The organism is Serratia quinivorans, from assembly GCF_052113645.1.
Classification (GTDB): Bacteria; Pseudomonadota; Gammaproteobacteria; order Enterobacterales; family Enterobacteriaceae; genus Serratia; species Serratia quinivorans_B.
Map to the genome: position 1 here is coordinate 1,070,538 of NZ_JBIEIU010000001.1, position 17,493 is coordinate 1,088,030.

At 56.0% G+C, this 17,493-nt stretch carries 18 protein-coding genes; 4 read left to right on the top strand and 14 right to left on the bottom strand.

Translation table 11 applies throughout. The annotated features are described in order from the left end of the window. Nucleotide 1: 1 nt before the first annotated feature. From elaB to idnO, 3 genes are all read right to left on the bottom strand, one after another. On the bottom strand, nt 2–313 hold the full coding sequence (elaB, locus tag ACGS9J_RS04845) for a stress response protein ElaB (protein ID WP_442229888.1): 312 nt from the start codon (nt 311–313) through the stop codon (nt 2–4). Nucleotides 314–399: 86 nt separating this feature from the next. After that, entirely contained in the window at nt 400–1,431 is a 1,032-nt protein-coding gene (gene idnD, locus ACGS9J_RS04850) for an L-idonate 5-dehydrogenase (RefSeq protein ID WP_442229978.1), read from the bottom strand. A 24-nt stretch (nt 1,432–1,455) separates the two neighbouring features. After that, nucleotides 1,456–2,220 (bottom strand): gluconate 5-dehydrogenase, encoded by a 765-nt coding sequence (gene idnO / locus ACGS9J_RS04855; protein ID WP_442229889.1) that lies wholly within the window; start codon nt 2,218–2,220, stop codon nt 1,456–1,458. Between the two features lie 270 nt (nt 2,221–2,490). Here idnO and ACGS9J_RS04860 point away from each other — a divergent pair, with 270 nt between their 5' ends. Continuing rightward, nucleotides 2,491–3,474: a LacI family DNA-binding transcriptional regulator gene (locus ACGS9J_RS04860; RefSeq protein ID WP_442229890.1), complete on the top strand. Its 984-nt coding sequence runs from the start codon at nt 2,491–2,493 to the stop codon at nt 3,472–3,474. A gap of 1 nt (nt 3,475) precedes the next feature. On the opposite strand, the gene ACGS9J_RS04865 is transcribed toward ACGS9J_RS04860, so the two are convergent. From ACGS9J_RS04865 to ACGS9J_RS04885, 5 genes are all read right to left on the bottom strand, one after another. After that, a complete protein-coding gene (locus ACGS9J_RS04865; protein WP_442229891.1) occupies nt 3,476–3,970 on the bottom strand; it encodes a DUF1097 domain-containing protein in 495 nt (164 codons plus the stop codon). Nucleotides 3,971–4,237: 267 nt separating this feature from the next. Continuing rightward, a complete protein-coding gene (locus ACGS9J_RS04870; protein ID WP_442229892.1) occupies nt 4,238–5,482 on the bottom strand; it encodes an MFS transporter in 1,245 nt (414 codons plus the stop codon). Nucleotides 5,483–5,652: 170 nt separating this feature from the next. Continuing rightward, a complete protein-coding gene (locus ACGS9J_RS04875) occupies nt 5,653–6,516 on the bottom strand; it encodes a DMT family transporter (protein WP_442229893.1) in 864 nt (287 codons plus the stop codon). Nucleotides 6,517–6,629: 113 nt separating this feature from the next. Continuing rightward, nucleotides 6,630–7,055, bottom strand: coding sequence for a cupin domain-containing protein (locus tag ACGS9J_RS04880; RefSeq protein WP_442229894.1), 426 nt, complete (start codon nt 7,053–7,055; stop codon nt 6,630–6,632). Between the two features lie 91 nt (nt 7,056–7,146). After that, nucleotides 7,147–8,976, bottom strand: a complete 1,830-nt coding sequence (locus ACGS9J_RS04885) for a thiamine pyrophosphate-binding protein (RefSeq protein ID WP_442229895.1) — start codon at nt 8,974–8,976, stop codon at nt 7,147–7,149. 338 nt (nt 8,977–9,314) lie between these two features. On the opposite strand from ACGS9J_RS04885, the gene ACGS9J_RS04890 reads away from it, so the two are divergent. The 3 genes from ACGS9J_RS04890 (at nt 9,315) to ACGS9J_RS04900 (ending at nt 10,984) form a co-directional block, all read left to right on the top strand. Then, nucleotides 9,315–10,190 carry a LysR family transcriptional regulator gene (locus ACGS9J_RS04890; protein WP_442229896.1) on the top strand — a complete coding sequence of 292 codons (876 nt, stop codon included), beginning with the start codon at nt 9,315–9,317 and terminating at the stop codon, nt 10,188–10,190. A 128-nt stretch (nt 10,191–10,318) separates the two neighbouring features. Next, nucleotides 10,319–10,579, top strand: coding sequence for a type II toxin-antitoxin system RelE family toxin (locus tag ACGS9J_RS04895; RefSeq protein WP_085117762.1), 261 nt, complete (start codon nt 10,319–10,321; stop codon nt 10,577–10,579). A 39-nt stretch (nt 10,580–10,618) separates the two neighbouring features. Beyond that, entirely contained in the window at nt 10,619–10,984 is a 366-nt protein-coding gene (locus tag ACGS9J_RS04900; protein ID WP_442229897.1) for a helix-turn-helix domain-containing protein, read from the top strand. Between the two features lie 62 nt (nt 10,985–11,046). On the opposite strand, the gene nuoN is transcribed toward ACGS9J_RS04900, so the two are convergent. The 6 genes from nuoN to nuoI all read right to left on the bottom strand — a co-directional run bounded on the left by nuoN (nt 11,047) and on the right by nuoI (nt 17,485). Then, on the bottom strand, nt 11,047–12,504 hold the full coding sequence (gene nuoN / locus ACGS9J_RS04905; protein WP_044552632.1) for an NADH-quinone oxidoreductase subunit NuoN: 1,458 nt from the start codon (nt 12,502–12,504) through the stop codon (nt 11,047–11,049). A gap of 6 nt (nt 12,505–12,510) precedes the next feature. Continuing rightward, nucleotides 12,511–14,040 (bottom strand): NADH-quinone oxidoreductase subunit M, encoded by a 1,530-nt coding sequence (gene nuoM, locus ACGS9J_RS04910; protein WP_442229898.1) that lies wholly within the window; start codon nt 14,038–14,040, stop codon nt 12,511–12,513. 185 nt (nt 14,041–14,225) lie between these two features. After that, nucleotides 14,226–16,073 carry an NADH-quinone oxidoreductase subunit L gene (gene nuoL / locus ACGS9J_RS04915; RefSeq protein ID WP_442229899.1) on the bottom strand — a complete coding sequence of 616 codons (1,848 nt, stop codon included), beginning with the start codon at nt 16,071–16,073 and terminating at the stop codon, nt 14,226–14,228. Continuing rightward, nucleotides 16,070–16,372 carry an NADH-quinone oxidoreductase subunit NuoK gene (gene nuoK / locus ACGS9J_RS04920; RefSeq protein WP_012146014.1) on the bottom strand — a complete coding sequence of 101 codons (303 nt, stop codon included), beginning with the start codon at nt 16,370–16,372 and terminating at the stop codon, nt 16,070–16,072. The genes nuoL and nuoK overlap by 4 nt, the downstream gene beginning before the upstream one ends. Continuing rightward, nucleotides 16,369–16,929, bottom strand: a complete 561-nt coding sequence (gene nuoJ / locus ACGS9J_RS04925) for an NADH-quinone oxidoreductase subunit J (RefSeq protein ID WP_442229900.1) — start codon at nt 16,927–16,929, stop codon at nt 16,369–16,371. Before nuoJ ends, nuoK begins: the two co-directional genes overlap by 4 nt. Before the next feature lie 13 nt (nt 16,930–16,942). Then, nucleotides 16,943–17,485 (bottom strand): NADH-quinone oxidoreductase subunit NuoI, encoded by a 543-nt coding sequence (gene nuoI / locus ACGS9J_RS04930; RefSeq protein WP_006317994.1) that lies wholly within the window; start codon nt 17,483–17,485, stop codon nt 16,943–16,945. Nucleotides 17,486–17,493: the final 8 nt, after the last annotated feature.

Genomic DNA, 17,493 nt, shown 5'->3' on the forward strand with positions numbered 1-17,493 from the left:
TTTATTTCCGTGCCAGCAACAAACCCAGCACCAGACCGACCGTTGCGCCTATACCCACGCTGCACCATGGATTATCATGCACGTAACCGTCGGTGCGGCAAACCGCGTCCTTGGCACGCGCATAGTAGGACTCGGTAGAGTCGGCCAGCCGTGACTTAACCTCACTCAGTGCCTCTTCGGCATGAGTTTTGATATCGATATAGGCTTGATCGGCGCGATCGCCGGAGTACTTCAACACTTCTTCCAGTGTGTCGCTCAGCATTCTCAGATCGTCATCAAGCGTGGTTTGATCCGCATCCGTATTTCTTGCCATGTTAAGTTCTCCGTGTTTAAAAAATGAAACGGCCCTTAACTATAGACAAGGATCGCCGGTCCACGCCATCAGACTGAGGGCTAAAATCAGAACACCAGCTGTACCTTGGCAGCCTGGCTCTTGTCACCGGCAAACGTCAATGCCTCAGCCAATTGCCGGTTATCGAATTCGGCGGACAGCAGTGGCAGCGGATTGATCGTTCCCCCGGCCAGCCAGTCGACCGCCAGGGCAAACTCTTCAACAAAACGGAATGATCCCAGCAGGTTCAGCTCTTTGGCGATCAGCAGCATCAACGGGAAATCCGGGAAACTGCCGCCCATCCCCACCTGCACGACCGTACCCTTGGCGCGGGTAACCTCCAGGCAGCGCTGCAATGACAGCGGGTGACCGGAGACTTCGAAAGCGATGTCAAAGTACCCTTTCTCCTGCTGATAGAAGCTGAAATCGTCATTACCGGCATGCAGACCGCGGGACGCCCCCATCTCTCTGGCGATATCCAGGCAACGCGGGCTGAGATCGGCGCAGACAATTTCGTCGGCGCCCAGCGCTTTCAGCGCCGCCACCAGCAGGCAGCCGATCGGGCCGACGCCGGAAACAAACACCTTTTTCCCCTTGACCGCACCAGGCTGTTTCGCGGCGTGTATCGCCACCGCCAGCGGTTCGGCAAACACCATCACTTTCTCGTCACGATCGGCTGCGAACACTATGCACTGTGCGCTATCAACCACCTTGTACTGGGTAAAAGCGCCGTCAACATGCGGGAAATACATCGCGCTGCCGAAAAAGCGCATTTGGGTACACTGGTTTTGCTGCTCCGCCAGGCAATATTTGCACTGCCCGCAGGGCTTGCTGGGGTTTAGCGCCACTTTCTGGCCCACGGGCAACCGCGCGGTGTCGCTGGCGACCACTTCACCGATCACCTCATGACCCAACACCATCGGCTGGCGCACCTGAAAACTGCCGACTTTACCTTCCTGATAATAATGCAGGTCTGAACCGCAGATACCGCCACGGGTGATTTTCACCAGCGTGCCGATCCCCTGATAATCAACTTCCTGCTCCACGACCGCTACGTCATATTTGCCGTTGACCACGCAGGATTGGGTTTGAATTTTCATCATGATGTTCTCTTGAGCTGGCGGTTATACCGCGGCGGACATCCCGCCATCGACAAACAGCAGGTGGCCATTCACAAAATCCGAAGCTTTGGACGACAGGAATACCGCCGCGCCGATCAGTTCCTGCGGATCGCCCCAACGGGCAGCCGGCGTCCGTTTGGTCAGCCAGCCGGTAAACTCCGGGTTGTCCGCCAGCGCCTGGGTCATTTCGGTTTTGAAATAGCCCGGCGCGATGCCATTGACCTGAATGTTATAGCGCGCCAGCTCTACGCACATGCCGCGCGTCAGCATTTTCACCGCGCCCTTGGAGGCGGCATACGGCGTAATGGTGTCGCGGCCCAGCTCGCTTTGCATTGAACCGATATTGATAATTTTACCGCTTTGGCGCTGCACCATATGCCGCGCAACGGTTTGCGACACCATAAAGACCGCCTTCTGGTTGACGGCGATAATGTCGTCCCAGTCTTTTTCCGGGAATTCGGTAAACGGATGGCGCCGTTGAATGCCGGCGTTGTTGATCAACACATCAATCCCGCCGATTTTCGCCTCGATTCGCTCAATGGCGGCATGGATCGCCTGGGAGTCGGTAACATCAAAGGCCGCCGCGTCGGCACGGAACCCTTCACGCCGCAGTGCATCAACCGCACGCTGGGCGTTTTCCTCGGTGGTGGCATTGACCAAAATATGAGCGCCATACTCCGCCAACCCACGGGCCAGCAGAAAACCAATGCCCCGAGAAGCGCCGGTAATCAGGACTTTTTTATTATCCAGTGAAAATAAGTTGTTCATAACGTTCCCCGGCAAAGTTATTGAGATCAGGCAGGCGCCTATCTCAGCGGATCGCCGCCGGCAAAAACGTGATACCGATCACTTAAAACGGTGTTACTAAACCCTGTTACCTTTAACGTGAAGCCACGCAACTGCGCGGGAAAGAAAACTAATTCATTTTATTGAAAAATAAGACATTTATACTTTATAACGTCGATTGTTATCGCCAAATCGATTTGTTAACATGGCACTATTCGCGATTTCGCTGCCCCACCCCGTTAAGGCCTCAGAATGAAGAACCAACGCGTCACGCTGCAAGATATTGCGCTGCTCGCCGGTGTGACCAAAATGACCGTCAGCCGCTATCTGCGTACGCCGGAAAAGGTGGCGGCCGAAACCGCCGCGAAAATTGCCCAGGTGATGAAAGAAGTTAACTTCACCGACAGCGATGAAGCGCGCTCGACGCAAAAGCCACGTATTGGCGTTCTGATCCCCTCCTTCAACAACCAAATTTTCGCCGATCTGCTGGCCGGCATCGAATCCATCACTCTGGAGCAGGGCTATCAAACCCTGGTGGTGAACTATGACTACAGCCGGCAACGGGAAGAGGAGCATATCGTCCAACTGCTGGCGTACCCAATCGCCGGGCTGATCCTCACCGATTCGGAACATACTCTGCGGGCGGAAAAATACCTGGCGGCGGCCAAAATCCCGGTAGCGCAGGTGATGGATCTGGAAGGCCCCGAGGGGCGGATCGCCGTGGGGTTCGATAACTATCAGGCGGGTTACGACATGACCGAAGCGCTGCTCGCCAGCGGAAAACGTCAGGTGGTTTATTTTGGCGCCATGTCCGATGCCCGTGACACCAAACGTTTCCAGGGCTATTGCCGGGCGATGGAAAAACAGGGACTGACACCGCGGCAGATCACCCCACATCGCGTTTCTTCGGTGACGGTCGGCTCCGACATGCTGGCCATGGCGCGCCAGCTCTATCCCGATTTGGACGGTATTTTATGTACCAATGACGATCTGGCGGTGGGCGTGTTGCAAGAGTGTCTGCGGCTGGGGTTGCGGGTTCCGCAAGACATCGCCCTGTCAGGTTTTCACGGCCTGGATATCGGCAAAGCCACCACGCCTGGCATTGCCAGCGTGATCACGCCAAGGTTTGATATCGGCAAGGTTGCCACAGAGATCTTATTGAAACGCATCAAAGGGGTGCCGTGCATTGAGCGCGTTGATCTGCACTACCGTATTTCGCTCGGCGGCACCATTTAACTCAACGGTTAACATGTTCGGTAACAACACCCGTCGGTTTCGGTTTTTCGCTGCGCGCGGCCAGCCACAGGCCGCTGTTTTTCATCGCGTAGCCGAACACCAGCCCCACCAATAGGGAAAGGGTTACCAGAGGCCAGTTGCCGCCACCGGCGAAGGTGGCGCAAGCGCCAATAAAGGTGCCGGGTACAAACCCCAGCCACTGCTGTTTCGCCTGGATACACATCAGAAAAGCCACCGCGCCGGTCAGCAGGTAACCGAGCAGGCTCCAGGCGGGCGCCAGCTCACTGCCGTGAATGATCGCCATCGCCCAGAATACCCCGCTGCAACAGGTCAGCGTGCTGATCAACAGCCCTTTCAGGCCCCCCTGCGGGCAAGCGAAATAGGCCGTACAACCGAGGAAACCGGCCCAACTGATCAACCCCAGGCTGACAGCGACCCATCCCCAAACGCCGGAGAGGATCCCGGTAGTCACAGCAATGGCAAAAATAACGTTCATAAACTGACCCGCAGCAGAGAAAGCGCGCAGTTTACTCGAAAGCCGGCAAAAATATGTGATGTATGCCACATAAAATTTGTAATGAGAAACACGGAAATTGCAGAATTGAGGAATTTGTCACAAAAAAAACCAGCGTGGCAAGCACGCTGGAAATGACACACAACAACACCAGGGAAATCGTTTACCACTTCACGTGGCTAAAATATTCTTTCCTTCTCCTACCCGACCCATTGCAGATTGCTGACAGCAGCCTGCAAAACGCGGGTATCAGCGCGGGAAGCCCGCGCGGGTCACCATGAAGCTCAAGGCTAAGCACACCACGGCACTGACCAGGAATAACAAATTGACCGCCAGTTGCAGACTGGCATGGTCGATAACCGCCCCCAACAGGATTGGAACCCAGTTGGCGATATAAGCAATCACGTAAAACAGTGAAATCAGTCTTGCATGGCTGGCCTTCGGTGAAATCAGGTTCACCAGCGTGGCGCTGCCGACAAAAATGGCCCCGTAGGCATAACCGGCAATCACCATACCGGCACTGGCCAGAGCCAGTGAGTGGATCTGAATCGCTTCGGCAAACACCACCACCGACAGCGCCTGCGCCAGGCAGCCGAACATCAGCGAATGGCGTGCATTAACCCGGCGGCTCAGGATCTGACTAATACCGGCAATCACCAGATAAACCGCAATCACGTAGCCGTAGACGCCACGACTGTGCATGCCTAACAACTTTTCCGACACGCTCGGGCCAATCGCCAGAATACTGGCGGCTACCGCCCAGCAGATGAACAACGCACCGGCACACAGGAAGAACTTGCCACCGGTAGCACGCAGACCGTCAGCCAATGAACTTTTTTCTGCCGCGGCGTCGGCCACTGGCGCCCCGCTTACCGGTACCGTAACGACTTCAACCGGCCATTTCAGCATCACGCCCAGTGCGGCGACCGCCGCTACCGCCATGATGATAATAAACGGCAACGAAGTGGTATGGAACCCGGTTTGCAGCGCCACACCGCTGAAAATCGGCCCCAATGCCAGACCGGTGGTGAATGACAGCGTGGCAATCAACGCCGCATTTTTACCGCCGTCCTTCGGCCCAAAACGCACCAACGCAATGTTGGCCGCTCCGGTCAACGCCCCGGTGCCGATACCGGCCAGCAGACGCGCCATAAACATCATCAGAAAAGAATCGGCCATCGAAAACAGCAAGGCCCCGGCTAACACCACCAGCAACGCCGGCACAATCATGCTGCGCAGGTCCTTGACCTTGCCGGCCATGTTGCCCACGCCGAACAGGGAAATCAGCACGCCGGCCGCGTAAGCGCCATAAATGACCGTCAGGCTGACCGAGCTTAACGCCAACTCATGTTGATAAAGCGGATAAAGCGGCGTCGGCGCACTGCTGTTGAGCAATGCCGACATTAATGCCAAGGCTAAAAACAGCAGAATGGCAAAATGCGACGTGCCCGAATTCGCTTTAGCGGCTTCATCAACAGCCACACCTTCAGACATTTTTCTCTCCCGAAATACTCTGGATAAACACTTAGTCCTGAAAACCAAACTCATCAGGAAACGCGTTTATCATACCTTTCGGGTATAACGGTAAAAATAGCCAAGAATGCATCATAGTGATTCATTAATGCATTTGCGCTGGCGCCCATCCGCGTTCAGTGCTGCGTTCTTTACACCGCCGCCGCCTTCGAGACCTTTGCCGGGGCGCGTTTCACTATCGCCAACGCACCGGAGAGAATAATCAGCGCCATACCGGCTGCAGCAATATAAGACAGCTTCTCGCCAAACAGCAGATAGCCCAGCAGCGTGGAGAAAATGATAGTGCTGTAGGAAAGAATGCTGACGATCACCGCATTGCCGCTGCCATAGGCACGCGTCATGGTGATTTGCCCCAGGCTGCCAAATACGCCGATGGCGCAGACGCACAGCATCATGGCGCTGTCCAACGCGGTAAACCCCACCGCCGTGGTCATCACGCCGCCCACCAGGGTGCCCACCAGCGAGAAGTAAAACACCACCCGCAGCTCCGGTTCGCCGCTGCGTACCAGCTTGCCGACGTTAAAATAGGCCAGCGCGGTCAGCAGACCGGAAAACAGGCCAATCAAGGTCGCGGCGTACTCGCCGTTCGGCGTATCGGGGCGCAACAGCACCAGAATGCCGATAAAGCCCAGCAGTACCGAGAACAGCAGCTTGCCGGTCAGTTGGCCTTTGGAGGTGACAAAGGCAATCGCCGACTGAAAGATAGGATTGGTGTAGCCCAGCGTGGTGGCCGTGGCGATCGGCAGATGGATCAAGGAGTAGAAGCCGCAATACATCGCCGCATTGCCAATGGCGGCGCGTTTCATATGCAGACCCAGGTGCTGGGTGCGAAAACCGAGATTTTTAACCTGGATCAGCGCGGCAACGATCAGCACATTAATCACAGAGCGGTAAAAAATGATGTCGAAAAAGCCGACCTTGGCCGAAGCCAGTTTGATACTGGCCCCCATCAGCGCAAAGAACCCGCTGGCGACAACCATCCACAAAGCAACCATGATTTCCTCGGTATACCGCCCCCAATGGGCAATAAAATAAAACGGGGCGAATGTATTCGCCCCCTACAGATAACGCAATCGACAATGCCGCAGCTTGAAAGATGTCGGGGATATTATTCGGCGGCTTTCACCGTCAACGATTTGTTATCAGCGCAGGCGAAGAACACCAGCATCTCAGCGCCTTTATCGCCGGAAACCCCTTGATGAACGATATCTACCGTGTCGGTAAAGGAGTCGCCCTGCTTAAAGGTGTGTTTCACGCCGGTTTCCTTGACCGTCAGCGAAACGCTGCCCCCGGTCATATACACCGCACTGATGCATGGATGGGTATGCCAGGCGAGCACCTTGTTCGGCTCCACGGTCACCTTCAACATGGTGATCTGGGGCGCACCGGCCGGATAGTGCTGGTACGGCGTCCCTTCCCACGAGGTTTCGGTTTTCAACAGGGTTTCTTTGCTAATGCCTTCGCCGTGATCCTCTGCGGCCTGCGCATAGCCCTGAAATACCATCATTAATGCCAGAAGTGTCAGTTTATACATTGTTATCGCTCCATGACTACGGTGAACAAAATAGAATGGCGTGATACAAAGGACAATGCATGACGGATCCCGGAATAATGGGGCTACGCCGTTACAAGCCTTTGATACGCTGCTCGTATTCTACGATGCTCTCGGCATAGTATCGATTAGGCGCCACATGATTTCCTACCAACACTTCTATCAGGAAAGGCCCCTCGTGCTCAGCCGCAGCGCTCAGCGCCTCGTCCAGCTCTTCCAACGTCGCCGCTTTGGCGGAGGAAACCCCCAGGCTGTTAGCAAAGGCCTTCCAGTCGTGGTTCGGCAGCGCGGTATAATCCGCCGACACGCCACGGTTTTGCAAGGTATCGATATGCATCGCACCGTGAGCGCAGTTGTTCATCACCACAAAGGTCATTTTGACCTGATAACGGGCAGCCGTCTGGATCTCGATGCCGTGCATCAGCATGCAGCCGTCGCCGGTCACTACCACGCAGTCGCGGTGTGGCGCAGCCAGTTTGATGCCGATACCGGCGCAAATCGCCCAGCCCATCGGCGCCAGGGAGCTTGAGGTATGGTAATCGCCGCGCCCGCTGGCCAACCAGTGATGCGCCATAAAGATGCGGTGCGCGCCGGAATCGACCACCACATTGGTGTCTTGATTCATGCGGCTGCGGATGCGTTTGATGGCATCACCGGGGTACATGTTGGCTTCACCCGAAGCCAGACGCGCCTGTAAATCGGGCCGTTGTTGCTCCAGCGGCAGTCGGTTCACCTGCTCCAGCCAGCCATTGCGCAAGCGCTTAATGCCGACCAGATGCGCATCATCGTCGCTGACGGCATCCAGCAGGTGTTGCAGTGTGCCAGTCAGGCTGGAGAAAATCTGCATGTCCGGTTGATAATGCGAGCTGACCTTGTCGAAGTCCTCATCAATCACCACCAGCGTTTTGGTGCCGTGCAGCCGAGGATTCCAGTTCAGGCTGTCGCGCTGGCTGAGATCACAACCCAGCACCAGCAACACATCCACTTCATCGCCATTGATGGTTTCCACCGCCCGGGTGTGGCCGGCAAATCCATACAGCCCCAGAGCCAGCTCATGCCCTTCGGGAAACGCCCCCTTGCCGGACAGTGTAGTGGCAACCGGCAGGCGGTATTTTTCCGCCAGACGCAGCAACAGAGCCGCATCCAGCGGGTTATTCATGCGATTGCCCACCAGACAGGCAACGTTCAGCCCGCGTAGCAGATAGTCGTCCAGTACCTGATCCAACGCCTGTGGGTCGATTGCCGCTTCACGACACTGCGGCGTTCGTGGCAGACTGGCTTCGTGATGGCCGGCCACCGATTTCTTTTGCATATCGACCGGCACGCTCAAATAGGTGCGCCCTTTCCGCTGGGTGTTAAGGCAGGACAAACTGCGCCGCAGCTCATGCTGCAACGTAAGATTATTTTTCACTTCTATGGCTGCGGAAAGCAGCGGCTTGACGATAGTCAGCTCATCGATGCCGCTATTGCTGCCGTCCTGGAAAGCACCCTGTGCTTCGTGATAGGTGGCGATACCGCCGGCCAGATACAGCACCGGGATTTTATCGGCCTGCGCCGCCGCCATCGCCGGCAGGAAATTCATGGTGCCGGGGCCGGAGATACCCAGGCAAACGCCAAACTTGCGGCTGGCACGGGCATAGCCATCCGCCATAAAGCCGCAGGCGGTTTCATGGGCGCCGACGATACCGGCAATGCCTGAATGTTCAATGGATTTAATCAGTGGGTACACCAGCTTGCCGGGTACCAGGAATATATGTTGAATGCCGCGAGCTTCAAGACTCTGGATAATCACATCAGCGTTACTTTGCGTTGCCGCTTTCGCGCCAGGCGATGCAATAACTCTGACACCGTCCGTAGTTGCCAGTGCTACGGGGGTGTATAACTTCTCTGCGTGAGACTCCATTTTTAATGTCCAGTCGTGGTGGGCCAACCTAGATTCAGAGTCGATCCCACCAGGCGGTTAGCCCACAGAGACAGGCTCTCATGCGCGTCTGCTTACGCGTTCAGGGTAACATTGGCACAAAACGTGCGCCAGATCACAGCATAAACGTTGATAAGCATAAAGATTGTCGGGTAAAAATAAAGATGCAAAACTGCTTCACGTTGATGCATTTATTCATATCCTGAAACATAATTAATAATTATGATACGTGGGCCTCATTTGCAGCCAAAACCAGAGCCGGTACGGTTGCGCAATAATGAACACCGATAAGACTGATAAGCCTGCACAAAGGAAATGGCATGATGAATTGGGATGATGCACGCTTCTTTCTCGCGGTGGCGCGCTGCGGCACTTTACGAAAAGCCGCCAATGAACTACACGTCGACCAGGCCACCGTCGGGCGGCGCATTACCGCTTTTGAAGAAAGCCTGGGATCCAAGCTGTTTATCCGCACGCCGAAATCATTCTCCCTCAGCCCGCTGGGCGAGGAAATGCTGGCGGATGTGATGAACATGGAAAACTCGGTGCAGGCAATTGGCCGTAAAGCCACCAGCGGCGACGACAGCCTGTGCGGCAACGTCCGCATCGCCACCACGGATACCATGGCCGAGGCCTTTGTCATCCCCGCGCTGAAAGCGCTGCGAGAACAATACCCGCTCATCACCGTCACGATGCTGACGGCGGTCAATATCTCTGATATCTCCTACCGCGGAGCGGATTTGGCGATCCGCGGTGCCCGGCCCGAATCCGATGAGCTGATCATCAAGCGCATGGCCACCATCGAAATGGGGCTGTATGCGACCCAGGATTACCTCGACAAACACGGCATGCCGACCAAGGGCGACCATCTACGTGGCCATGATCTGCTGATGTTCCCGCGTGAACTGGTGCCACGCCATTGGAACGATTTCTGCGGCGAAGCGCTGATCGACCCTAACGTGGTGTTGCAGTGCAATTCGCAGTTGCTGCTGCGCTCGGCAACGCGCAATGGACTGGGGATTGGCTTGCTGTCCTCTTTCCTGGCGGATAAGGATCCGGATCTGGTCCGTATTTTCCCGGAGAATAAAGACTGGGTGGATATCTGGCTGGTGCTGCACCCCGACCTGCAACGCGCCGCGCGAGTGCGTGCCGTGGTGCAAGCGTTGGAAACCTCGTTTAAAAACAATCCCGGCTGATCTCACCCATTCAGGGGTTAGGGTGACTTACCCGCCCCTCTTATCCCGTTTCGCCGCATTGCCATAATTAGATTAAAGACTTATTATCTAATTAACGCACAGGACGTGCCCCCACAGTCGAGGGAATGATGGCAAAGGTTAACTGGTCGCGCAAAGCACTTAAGCAATTGATGACGCTACCTACACAGGATCGCTCAGCCATTAAAAACAAGGTTGGGCTGTTAAGCACGTTTCCTGCCGTCAGACTGGATATCAAAAAATTGCATGGTGCTGACAGCCAATTCCGCCTGCGCGTCGGCAGCTATCGCATTATTTTTGAGATGACTGATGATGAACCCATTGTCTGTCTGATCCAACAGGTGAAACGTAGAACGTCGACAACTTACTGAACCGCGTTGAGCCGAAATTTATAACCCGAGGTATGCCAGATGGCGAAGTTACAATATATCCATGATGAATCAGGCAAACCGCTGTACGTGGTATTGCCTCTCGATGAATATAAAAAGCTGGTGGGCCGGCAAGATGACTATGAGTCTATTCCCTATAATAGCGATATACACGATGATGAAACTGTTCCTCATGAAGTGGTCTCTATCATGTTGGATCAGAACATCAGCCTGATAGCCGCATGGCGAGTTTTCCGCGGCTTCTCGCAGTACGATGTGGCGACAAAATTGGGCACTACCCAATCTGCCGTTTCTCAGTGGGAAGCCATTGACTCTAAACCGCAAAAAAAAACCAGGGAAAAGCTGGCAAAGTTGTACCACTGTCGCCCGGCGCAGATGGCGCTTTAATCTGTCCCCCCACGCCATAAAAAAAGGTCGCCGAAGCGACCTTTTTACTGCCTTGCAGTCTATCAGAACATCGGTTGTGCCATCTGCACCAGCGTAATCAGCGGCTGCGGATAAACCCCCAGCAGCAACACCAACGCGGCGGAGATCAGCACCACTACGCCGCCTGCGGTCAACGCCCAGTTGTTCGGGGTATCGCGCTGCAGCGCTTCCGGCGCGCTGAGGAACAGGCTGACGGTGACGCGCAGGTAGTAGTACAAACCAATGGCACTGCCCAGCACCACTGCGCCGGTCAACCACCACAGGTGAGCACTCACGCCCATCGCGATCACGAAGAACTTACCGATAAAGCCCAGCGTCATCGGGATACCGGCCAGTGACAGCATCATCACCGTCATTACGGCGGACAGGATAGGCTTATGCCAGAACAGACCACGGTAAGAGAACAGTGAGTCGGCATCCGGACCACGGTACGGGCTGGACATCAGGCTGACCACGCCGAACGCGCCCAGACTGCTGAACAGGTAACCGGCCAGATAAACCCCGGCGGTTTCCAGCGACAGCTGATGAGTCTGTACCGCAATCAACGCCACCAGCAGATAACCCAGGTGGGCGATCGACGAGTAACCCAGCAGACGCTTGATGTTGGTCTGGCTGATGGCCATCAGGTTGCCGAACAAAATTGAGCAGACGGCAATGATTGACAGCACCATGCGCAGCGCTTCGTTGTCGGCGGCCGGTGCATACAGGAACAAACGCATCACGACGGCAAAGATGGCAATCTTGCTGGCGGTCGCCAGGAAGGTTGAAACCGGCGCAGGCGCACCCTGATACACATCCGGTGTCCACAGTTGGAACGGCACCAGCGACAGCTTGAAGCCCAGACCGACAATCATCATGCCCATCCCCGCCAGGATCAGCGGCTGGTGCATCATGTTTTCTTGCAGGCTCTTGCCCAGGCCGGCCAGTGACAGGTCACCGGACTCCGCATACAGCAGCGCCATACCGAACAGCAGGAATGACGACGCCGCGGCGGACAGCAGCATGTACTTGATAGCCGCTTCCAGCGGACGCTTCTGGCGGTAGGCATAGCCCACCAGACCGAACAGCGGCAGCGAGATCAGTTCGATACCGAGGAACAGCGATGCCAGATGGTTGGCGCTCGCCAGCAGAATGCCACCCAGGGTAGCAATCAGCACCAGCAGGTAGAACTCTTCGCGGTTGTCCGGGTAACCGACCAGCCACGGATAGGCAAAGGTACAGGTCGCCAGACTCGCCAGTATCACCAGCCCGGTATAGAACATCGAGTAGCCGTCAACCCGCAGCAGCGGGGTGACGTCCATTGGGCCTGCCTGGCCGACAAAGTACAGCGAAAGCAGCGCCAGGTTTAGACCGATCACGGTCAGCGTGGCGTTGATAAAGTGGTCGCGTCGCCACGCAATGCCTAGCATCACAACCACCACCGTCAATCCGACGATCAACAGCGGTAGCAATGCGATCAGTTGTTGAGGAGTTATTGTCATGGCGAATTACGGCCTTGTTGTTGAAATTGCTGAAACTGACGAACCAAACCAGTGTTGCACGTTGCTCATCGCCGCATTTGAAGTGTCCAGAATCGGCTGCGGGTAAACCCCCAGCAGAACCAGCAACACCACCAACAGCAGAATGATGAACAGCTCACGCGCGGTCATGCCCGGCAACGGTTGGTCAGACTTGGCTTTGCCGTAGTAGGCACGCTGCATCATGATCAACGAATAAACCGAAGCAAACACCAGACCGAAGGTAGAAATCACGGTGATCACCGGCACAACCTGATAGCTGCCGAACAGGATCATGAACTCACCGACAAAGTTACCGGTACCCGGCATCCCCAGCGTCGCCACCGCGAAGAACAGCGACAGCGCAGGGATGTATTTGATACGTCCCCACAGGCCACCCATCTCACGCATGTCGCGGGTATGCAGACGTTCGTACAACTGGCCACAGATGATGAACATACCGGCCGCAGACAGACCGTGCGCAATCATCTGGATCACCGCGCCCTGGTAAGCCAGTTGGCTGCCGGTGTAGATGGCGATCAGTACGAAGCCCATATGGGAAACCGAGGTGTAAGCGATCAGACGCTTGATATCGGTCTGCGCAAACGCCATCCAGGCACCGTAGAAGATACCGATAACACCCAGCCACATGGCGATTGGCGCGAACTCATGCGAGGCTTCCGGGAACAGCGGCAGGCTGAAACGCAACAGGCCGTAGGCCGCGGTCTTCAGCAAGATCCCCGCCAGGTCCACAGAACCTGCAGTTGGTGCCTGGCTATGCGCATCCGGCAACCAGCCGTGCAACGGTACCACCGGCATTTTCACCGCGAAGGCGATGAAGAAGCCCAGCATCAACAGGTACTGCACGTTATGAGACATTGGCGTTTGCAGCAGGTCTTCGTAATCGAAGGTCCACACGCCGGTCGCGTTATAGTGCACGAACACCAGGCCCATAATGGCAATCAGCATCACCAGACCGCTGGCCTGGGTATAGATGAAGAACTTGGTGGCCGCAGTGATGCGAGTTTTCCCGTCCGACGCCTTGTGACCCCAGAGCGCAATCAGGAAGTACATCGGCACCAACATCATTTCCCAGAAGAAGAAGAACAGGAACATGTCGATGGCGAGGAACACGCCGATTACCCCACCCAAGATCCACAGCAGATTCAGGTGGAAGAAGCCCTGGTATTTCTGGATTTCACGCCAGGAACAGAGGATCGCCAACACGCCCAGCAGGCCGGTCAGCACCACCATCAGCAGTGAAAGGCCGTCCAGCGCCAGGTGGATGGAAATGCCAAAGCGTGGGATCCACGGCAGCAGGAATTCAGACTGCCACTGCGGAATGCCTTTCGGCGTAGTCAATGTGTAGCCACCCTGCATCCACAGATACAGAGAAAGCGCCAATGTCAGCCCCATTGCGATCAACGCAATCCAGCGCGGCACCTTAGTACCGAAGCGCTCAAACTGCCAGCACAGCAGACCGCCAATAAAGGGGATAAGAATTAGCCAAGGTAATAGCATGGCGTTTTGTGTCCCTTATTCTACCGTTGCATTTCACGCTGTAACGTTGTTGGCTGCGGGCGTTTACCCCAGTTACTTACTTAAGTAAGCGCCTGGGGATGCTCGCCCTTGCCGCCTAGTCACAACGCGAAATTCATACGGTATAAAACATTGTACATAGCACAGCGCTATGCCCGATAAATGCTTTAAATTATTATCAACAGCGCCAATACGACCACTGCACCCACACCCATAGACGCTATATACCAACGCACCTGCCCGTTCTCGCTCACTGTCAGACCACGGTTCCCCCAGCGGGAGAAGATGGCCGGCAGGTTCATCATCGAGTTCAGCGGATCACGTTGCAGCAACTTCGCAATACCCAGGTACGGCTTGACGAACACTTTGTCGTACAGCCAGTCGAAGCCCCAGGCATGGAACCACCAGGTCGAGAAGAAACGCCCCGGTGCGCTATTGGCGATGCGGGTCACCAGGGTACGTTTGCCCAGCCACAGCGCCGCCGCCAACAGGATGCCGACAATAGCCACTACGCCGGAGGTAATCTCCAGTTGCAGCACGCTACCGTGCGCCAGCTCGGTGGTATCTGGCAGTACGCCCTGCAGTGGCGGAACGATCATCGCGCCAACGAAGGTGGACAGCACCAGCAGAACCAACAGCGGCAGGTGGTGAGTGATGCCTTTACCGGCATGCGCTTTGATTTTCTCTTCGCCATGGAACACGATGAAAATCATACGGAAGGTGTACAGCGAGGTCATGAACGCACCGACCAGACCGGCAATCATCAGATTGATGTGACCGTTGGCCATCGCGCCCGCCAGGATCTCATCCTTACTGAAGAAGCCTGCGGTAATCAGCGGCAATGCCGACAGCGCAGCGCCACCCACCAGGAAGCAGACGTAAACCAGCGGGATGCTCTTGCGCAGGCCACCCATTTTGAAGATGTTCTGCTCGTGATGGCAGGCCAGGATCACCGAACCGGAGGAGAGGAACAGCAGCGCCTTGAAGAACGCATGGGTCATCAGATGGAAGATCGCCGCATCCCACGCCTGCACGCCCAACGCCAGGAACATGTAGCCAATCTGGCTCATGGTGGAGTAGGCAAGTACGCGTTTGATGTCGGTCTGCACCAGCGCGGCAAAGCCGGCCAGCACCAGGGTCACAGCCCCGATAATACCCACCAGATGCAGCACTTCCGGCGCCATCAGGAACAGGCCGTGCGTACGGGCAATCAGGTAAACGCCGGCGGTCACCATGGTCGCCGCGTGGATCAGTGCGGAAACCGGGGTTGGACCCGCCATGGCGTCTGCCAGCCAGGTTTGCAATGGCAACTGCGCCGATTTACCGACCGCGCCGCCCAGCAACATCAGGGTAGCCCAGGTGATCGCCGTATCGCCGACCGCCAGTTTTTGCGGAGCCAGGATCATCAGTTCGCGGATGTTCAGCGTGCCCAGCTCGTTGTAGAGGATGAACAGCGCGAACGCCAGGAACACGTCGCCGACGCGGGTCACGATGAAGGCTTTCATCGCCGCTGCGCCGTTGGCCGGATCCTTGTAGTAGAAGCCGATCAGCAGGTAGCTGCACAGGCCCACGCCTTCCCAACCCAGGTACAGCAGCAACAGGTTGTCTGCCAGAACCAATACCACCATGCTGGCGATAAACAGGTTGGTGTAAGCGAAGAAGCGTGAATAGCCCTCTTCACCGCGCATGTACCAGGAAGCGAACATGTGGATGAAGAAGCCCACACCGGTCACCACCGACAGCATGGTCAACGACAGACCATCCAGCGTCAAAGTCACGCCGATATTGAAGTTGCCGACGGTCATCCAGTTCCACAGGCTTTGCTCAAACAGCTGCACGCCGGTCGCTTTCTGGGCGAAGAAATCCATCGCCACATGCACAGTCACCAACGCAGCCAGGCCGATAGAGCCTACGCCGATGGTCGCCGAGGTGTTCTCAGACCAGCGGCCACGGGAAAAGGCCAACAGCAGGAACCCGATCAGCGGTAGCAGAATAGTTAAATATAATAGGTTCATCCGCGCATCTCACTGACAGTATCAATATTCAGGGTATGACGACGACGGTAGAGCTGCAGCAACAACGCCAGACCGATACTGGCCTCGGCTGCCGCCAAACTGATCGCCAGGATGTACATCACCTGCCCATCCGGTTGGCCCCAGTAGCTACCCGCCACGATAAACGCCAATGCCGCGGCGTTGATCATCACTTCCAGACTGATCAGCATAAACAGCAGGTTGCGACGGACCAGCAACCCGGTCAGACCCAGGACGAACAGGATCGCCGCCAGGATCAGGCCATGTTGAAGAGGGATCATGCTTGCTCCTCCGATTTTCTTCTCGCCATTTCGCCACTGGCCGGGGCGTTACTCAACACCTCACCCGGTTTGTGCTCACGGCCGATGTGGAAGGCAACAACCAGACCTGCCAACAGCAGCATTGAAGCCAGCTCAACCGCCAGAACGTAAGGACCAAACAGGCTGATCCCCACCGCTTTGGCGTCAACCATCTCACCGCTGATGCCCTGATCGGACACACTACGGATGGCGACAATCAGCACCGCCAGCAAGGCCAACGACATCAGGCCCGGGCCAATCCATACCGACGGTTTCAGCCAATCGCGCTCTTGCTGCTGCACCGCGTTGCCGAGGTTCAACATCATCACCACGAACACGAACAGCACCATGATGGCACCGGCGTAAACGATGATTTCCAGCGCCGCGGCGAAGTACGCACCAAGTGAGAAGAAGACTGCAGAGATCGCCAACAGTGAGACGATCAGATACAGCAACGCATGCACAGGGTTGGTATGCGAGATCACGCGAATTGTCGCGACCACCGCAATCAAACCTGCCAGATAAAAGGCAATTTCCATGCTTGCTGGCTCCTTAAGGCAACAGACCTTTGACGTCGATCGGTTTGGCTTCGTTTTCGGCTTCGCCCTTGGCTTTGCCGTCAATCGCCATACCGGCCATCCGGTAGAAGTTATATTCCGGATATTTACCCGGCCCCGAGATCAACAGATCTTCTTTTTCGTACACCAGATCCTGACGCTTGAACTCACCCATTTCGAAATCCGGCGTCAGCTGGATCGCGGTCGTTGGGCAAGCTTCTTCGCACAGGCCGCAGAAAATGCAGCGCGAGAAGTTGATGCGGAAGAATTCCGGGTACCAACGGCCATCTTTCTGTTCTGCTTTTTGCAGCGAGATACAGCCCACCGGGCAGGCAACCGCACACAGGTTACAAGCCACGCAGCGTTCTTCACCGTCCGGATCGCGCGTCAGCACGATACGGCCACGGTAACGCGGCGGCAGGTAAACCGGTTCTTCCGGATACATCTGGGTTTCGCGCTTGGCGAAGGCATGCATGCCTATCATCCAAATGCTGCGCACCTGGGTGCCGAAACCAACCAATAACTCTTTCAATGTCATGGTTTATT

Coding starts and splice junctions, on each gene's coding strand:
- elaB (WP_442229888.1), bottom strand. CDS start 313: ATGGCAAGAAATACGGATGCGGATCAAACCACGCTTGATGACGATCTG.
- idnD (WP_442229978.1), bottom strand. CDS start 1,431: ATGAAAATTCAAACCCAATCCTGCGTGGTCAACGGCAAATATGACGTA.
- idnO (WP_442229889.1), bottom strand. CDS start 2,220: ATGAACAACTTATTTTCACTGGATAATAAAAAAGTCCTGATTACCGGC.
- ACGS9J_RS04860 (WP_442229890.1), top strand. CDS start 2,491: ATGAAGAACCAACGCGTCACGCTGCAAGATATTGCGCTGCTCGCCGGT.
- ACGS9J_RS04865 (WP_442229891.1), bottom strand. CDS start 3,970: ATGAACGTTATTTTTGCCATTGCTGTGACTACCGGGATCCTCTCCGGC.
- ACGS9J_RS04870 (WP_442229892.1), bottom strand. CDS start 5,482: ATGTCTGAAGGTGTGGCTGTTGATGAAGCCGCTAAAGCGAATTCGGGC.
- ACGS9J_RS04875 (WP_442229893.1), bottom strand. CDS start 6,516: ATGGTTGCTTTGTGGATGGTTGTCGCCAGCGGGTTCTTTGCGCTGATG.
- ACGS9J_RS04880 (WP_442229894.1), bottom strand. CDS start 7,055: ATGTATAAACTGACACTTCTGGCATTAATGATGGTATTTCAGGGCTAT.
- ACGS9J_RS04885 (WP_442229895.1), bottom strand. CDS start 8,976: ATGGAGTCTCACGCAGAGAAGTTATACACCCCCGTAGCACTGGCAACT.
- ACGS9J_RS04890 (WP_442229896.1), top strand. CDS start 9,315: ATGATGAATTGGGATGATGCACGCTTCTTTCTCGCGGTGGCGCGCTGC.
- ACGS9J_RS04895 (WP_085117762.1), top strand. CDS start 10,319: ATGGCAAAGGTTAACTGGTCGCGCAAAGCACTTAAGCAATTGATGACG.
- ACGS9J_RS04900 (WP_442229897.1), top strand. CDS start 10,619: ATGGCGAAGTTACAATATATCCATGATGAATCAGGCAAACCGCTGTAC.
- nuoN (WP_044552632.1), bottom strand. CDS start 12,504: ATGACAATAACTCCTCAACAACTGATCGCATTGCTACCGCTGTTGATC.
- nuoM (WP_442229898.1), bottom strand. CDS start 14,040: ATGCTATTACCTTGGCTAATTCTTATCCCCTTTATTGGCGGTCTGCTG.
- nuoL (WP_442229899.1), bottom strand. CDS start 16,073: ATGAACCTATTATATTTAACTATTCTGCTACCGCTGATCGGGTTCCTG.
- nuoK (WP_012146014.1), bottom strand. CDS start 16,372: ATGATCCCTCTTCAACATGGCCTGATCCTGGCGGCGATCCTGTTCGTC.
- nuoJ (WP_442229900.1), bottom strand. CDS start 16,929: ATGGAAATTGCCTTTTATCTGGCAGGTTTGATTGCGGTGGTCGCGACA.
- nuoI (WP_006317994.1), bottom strand. CDS start 17,485: ATGACATTGAAAGAGTTATTGGTTGGTTTCGGCACCCAGGTGCGCAGC.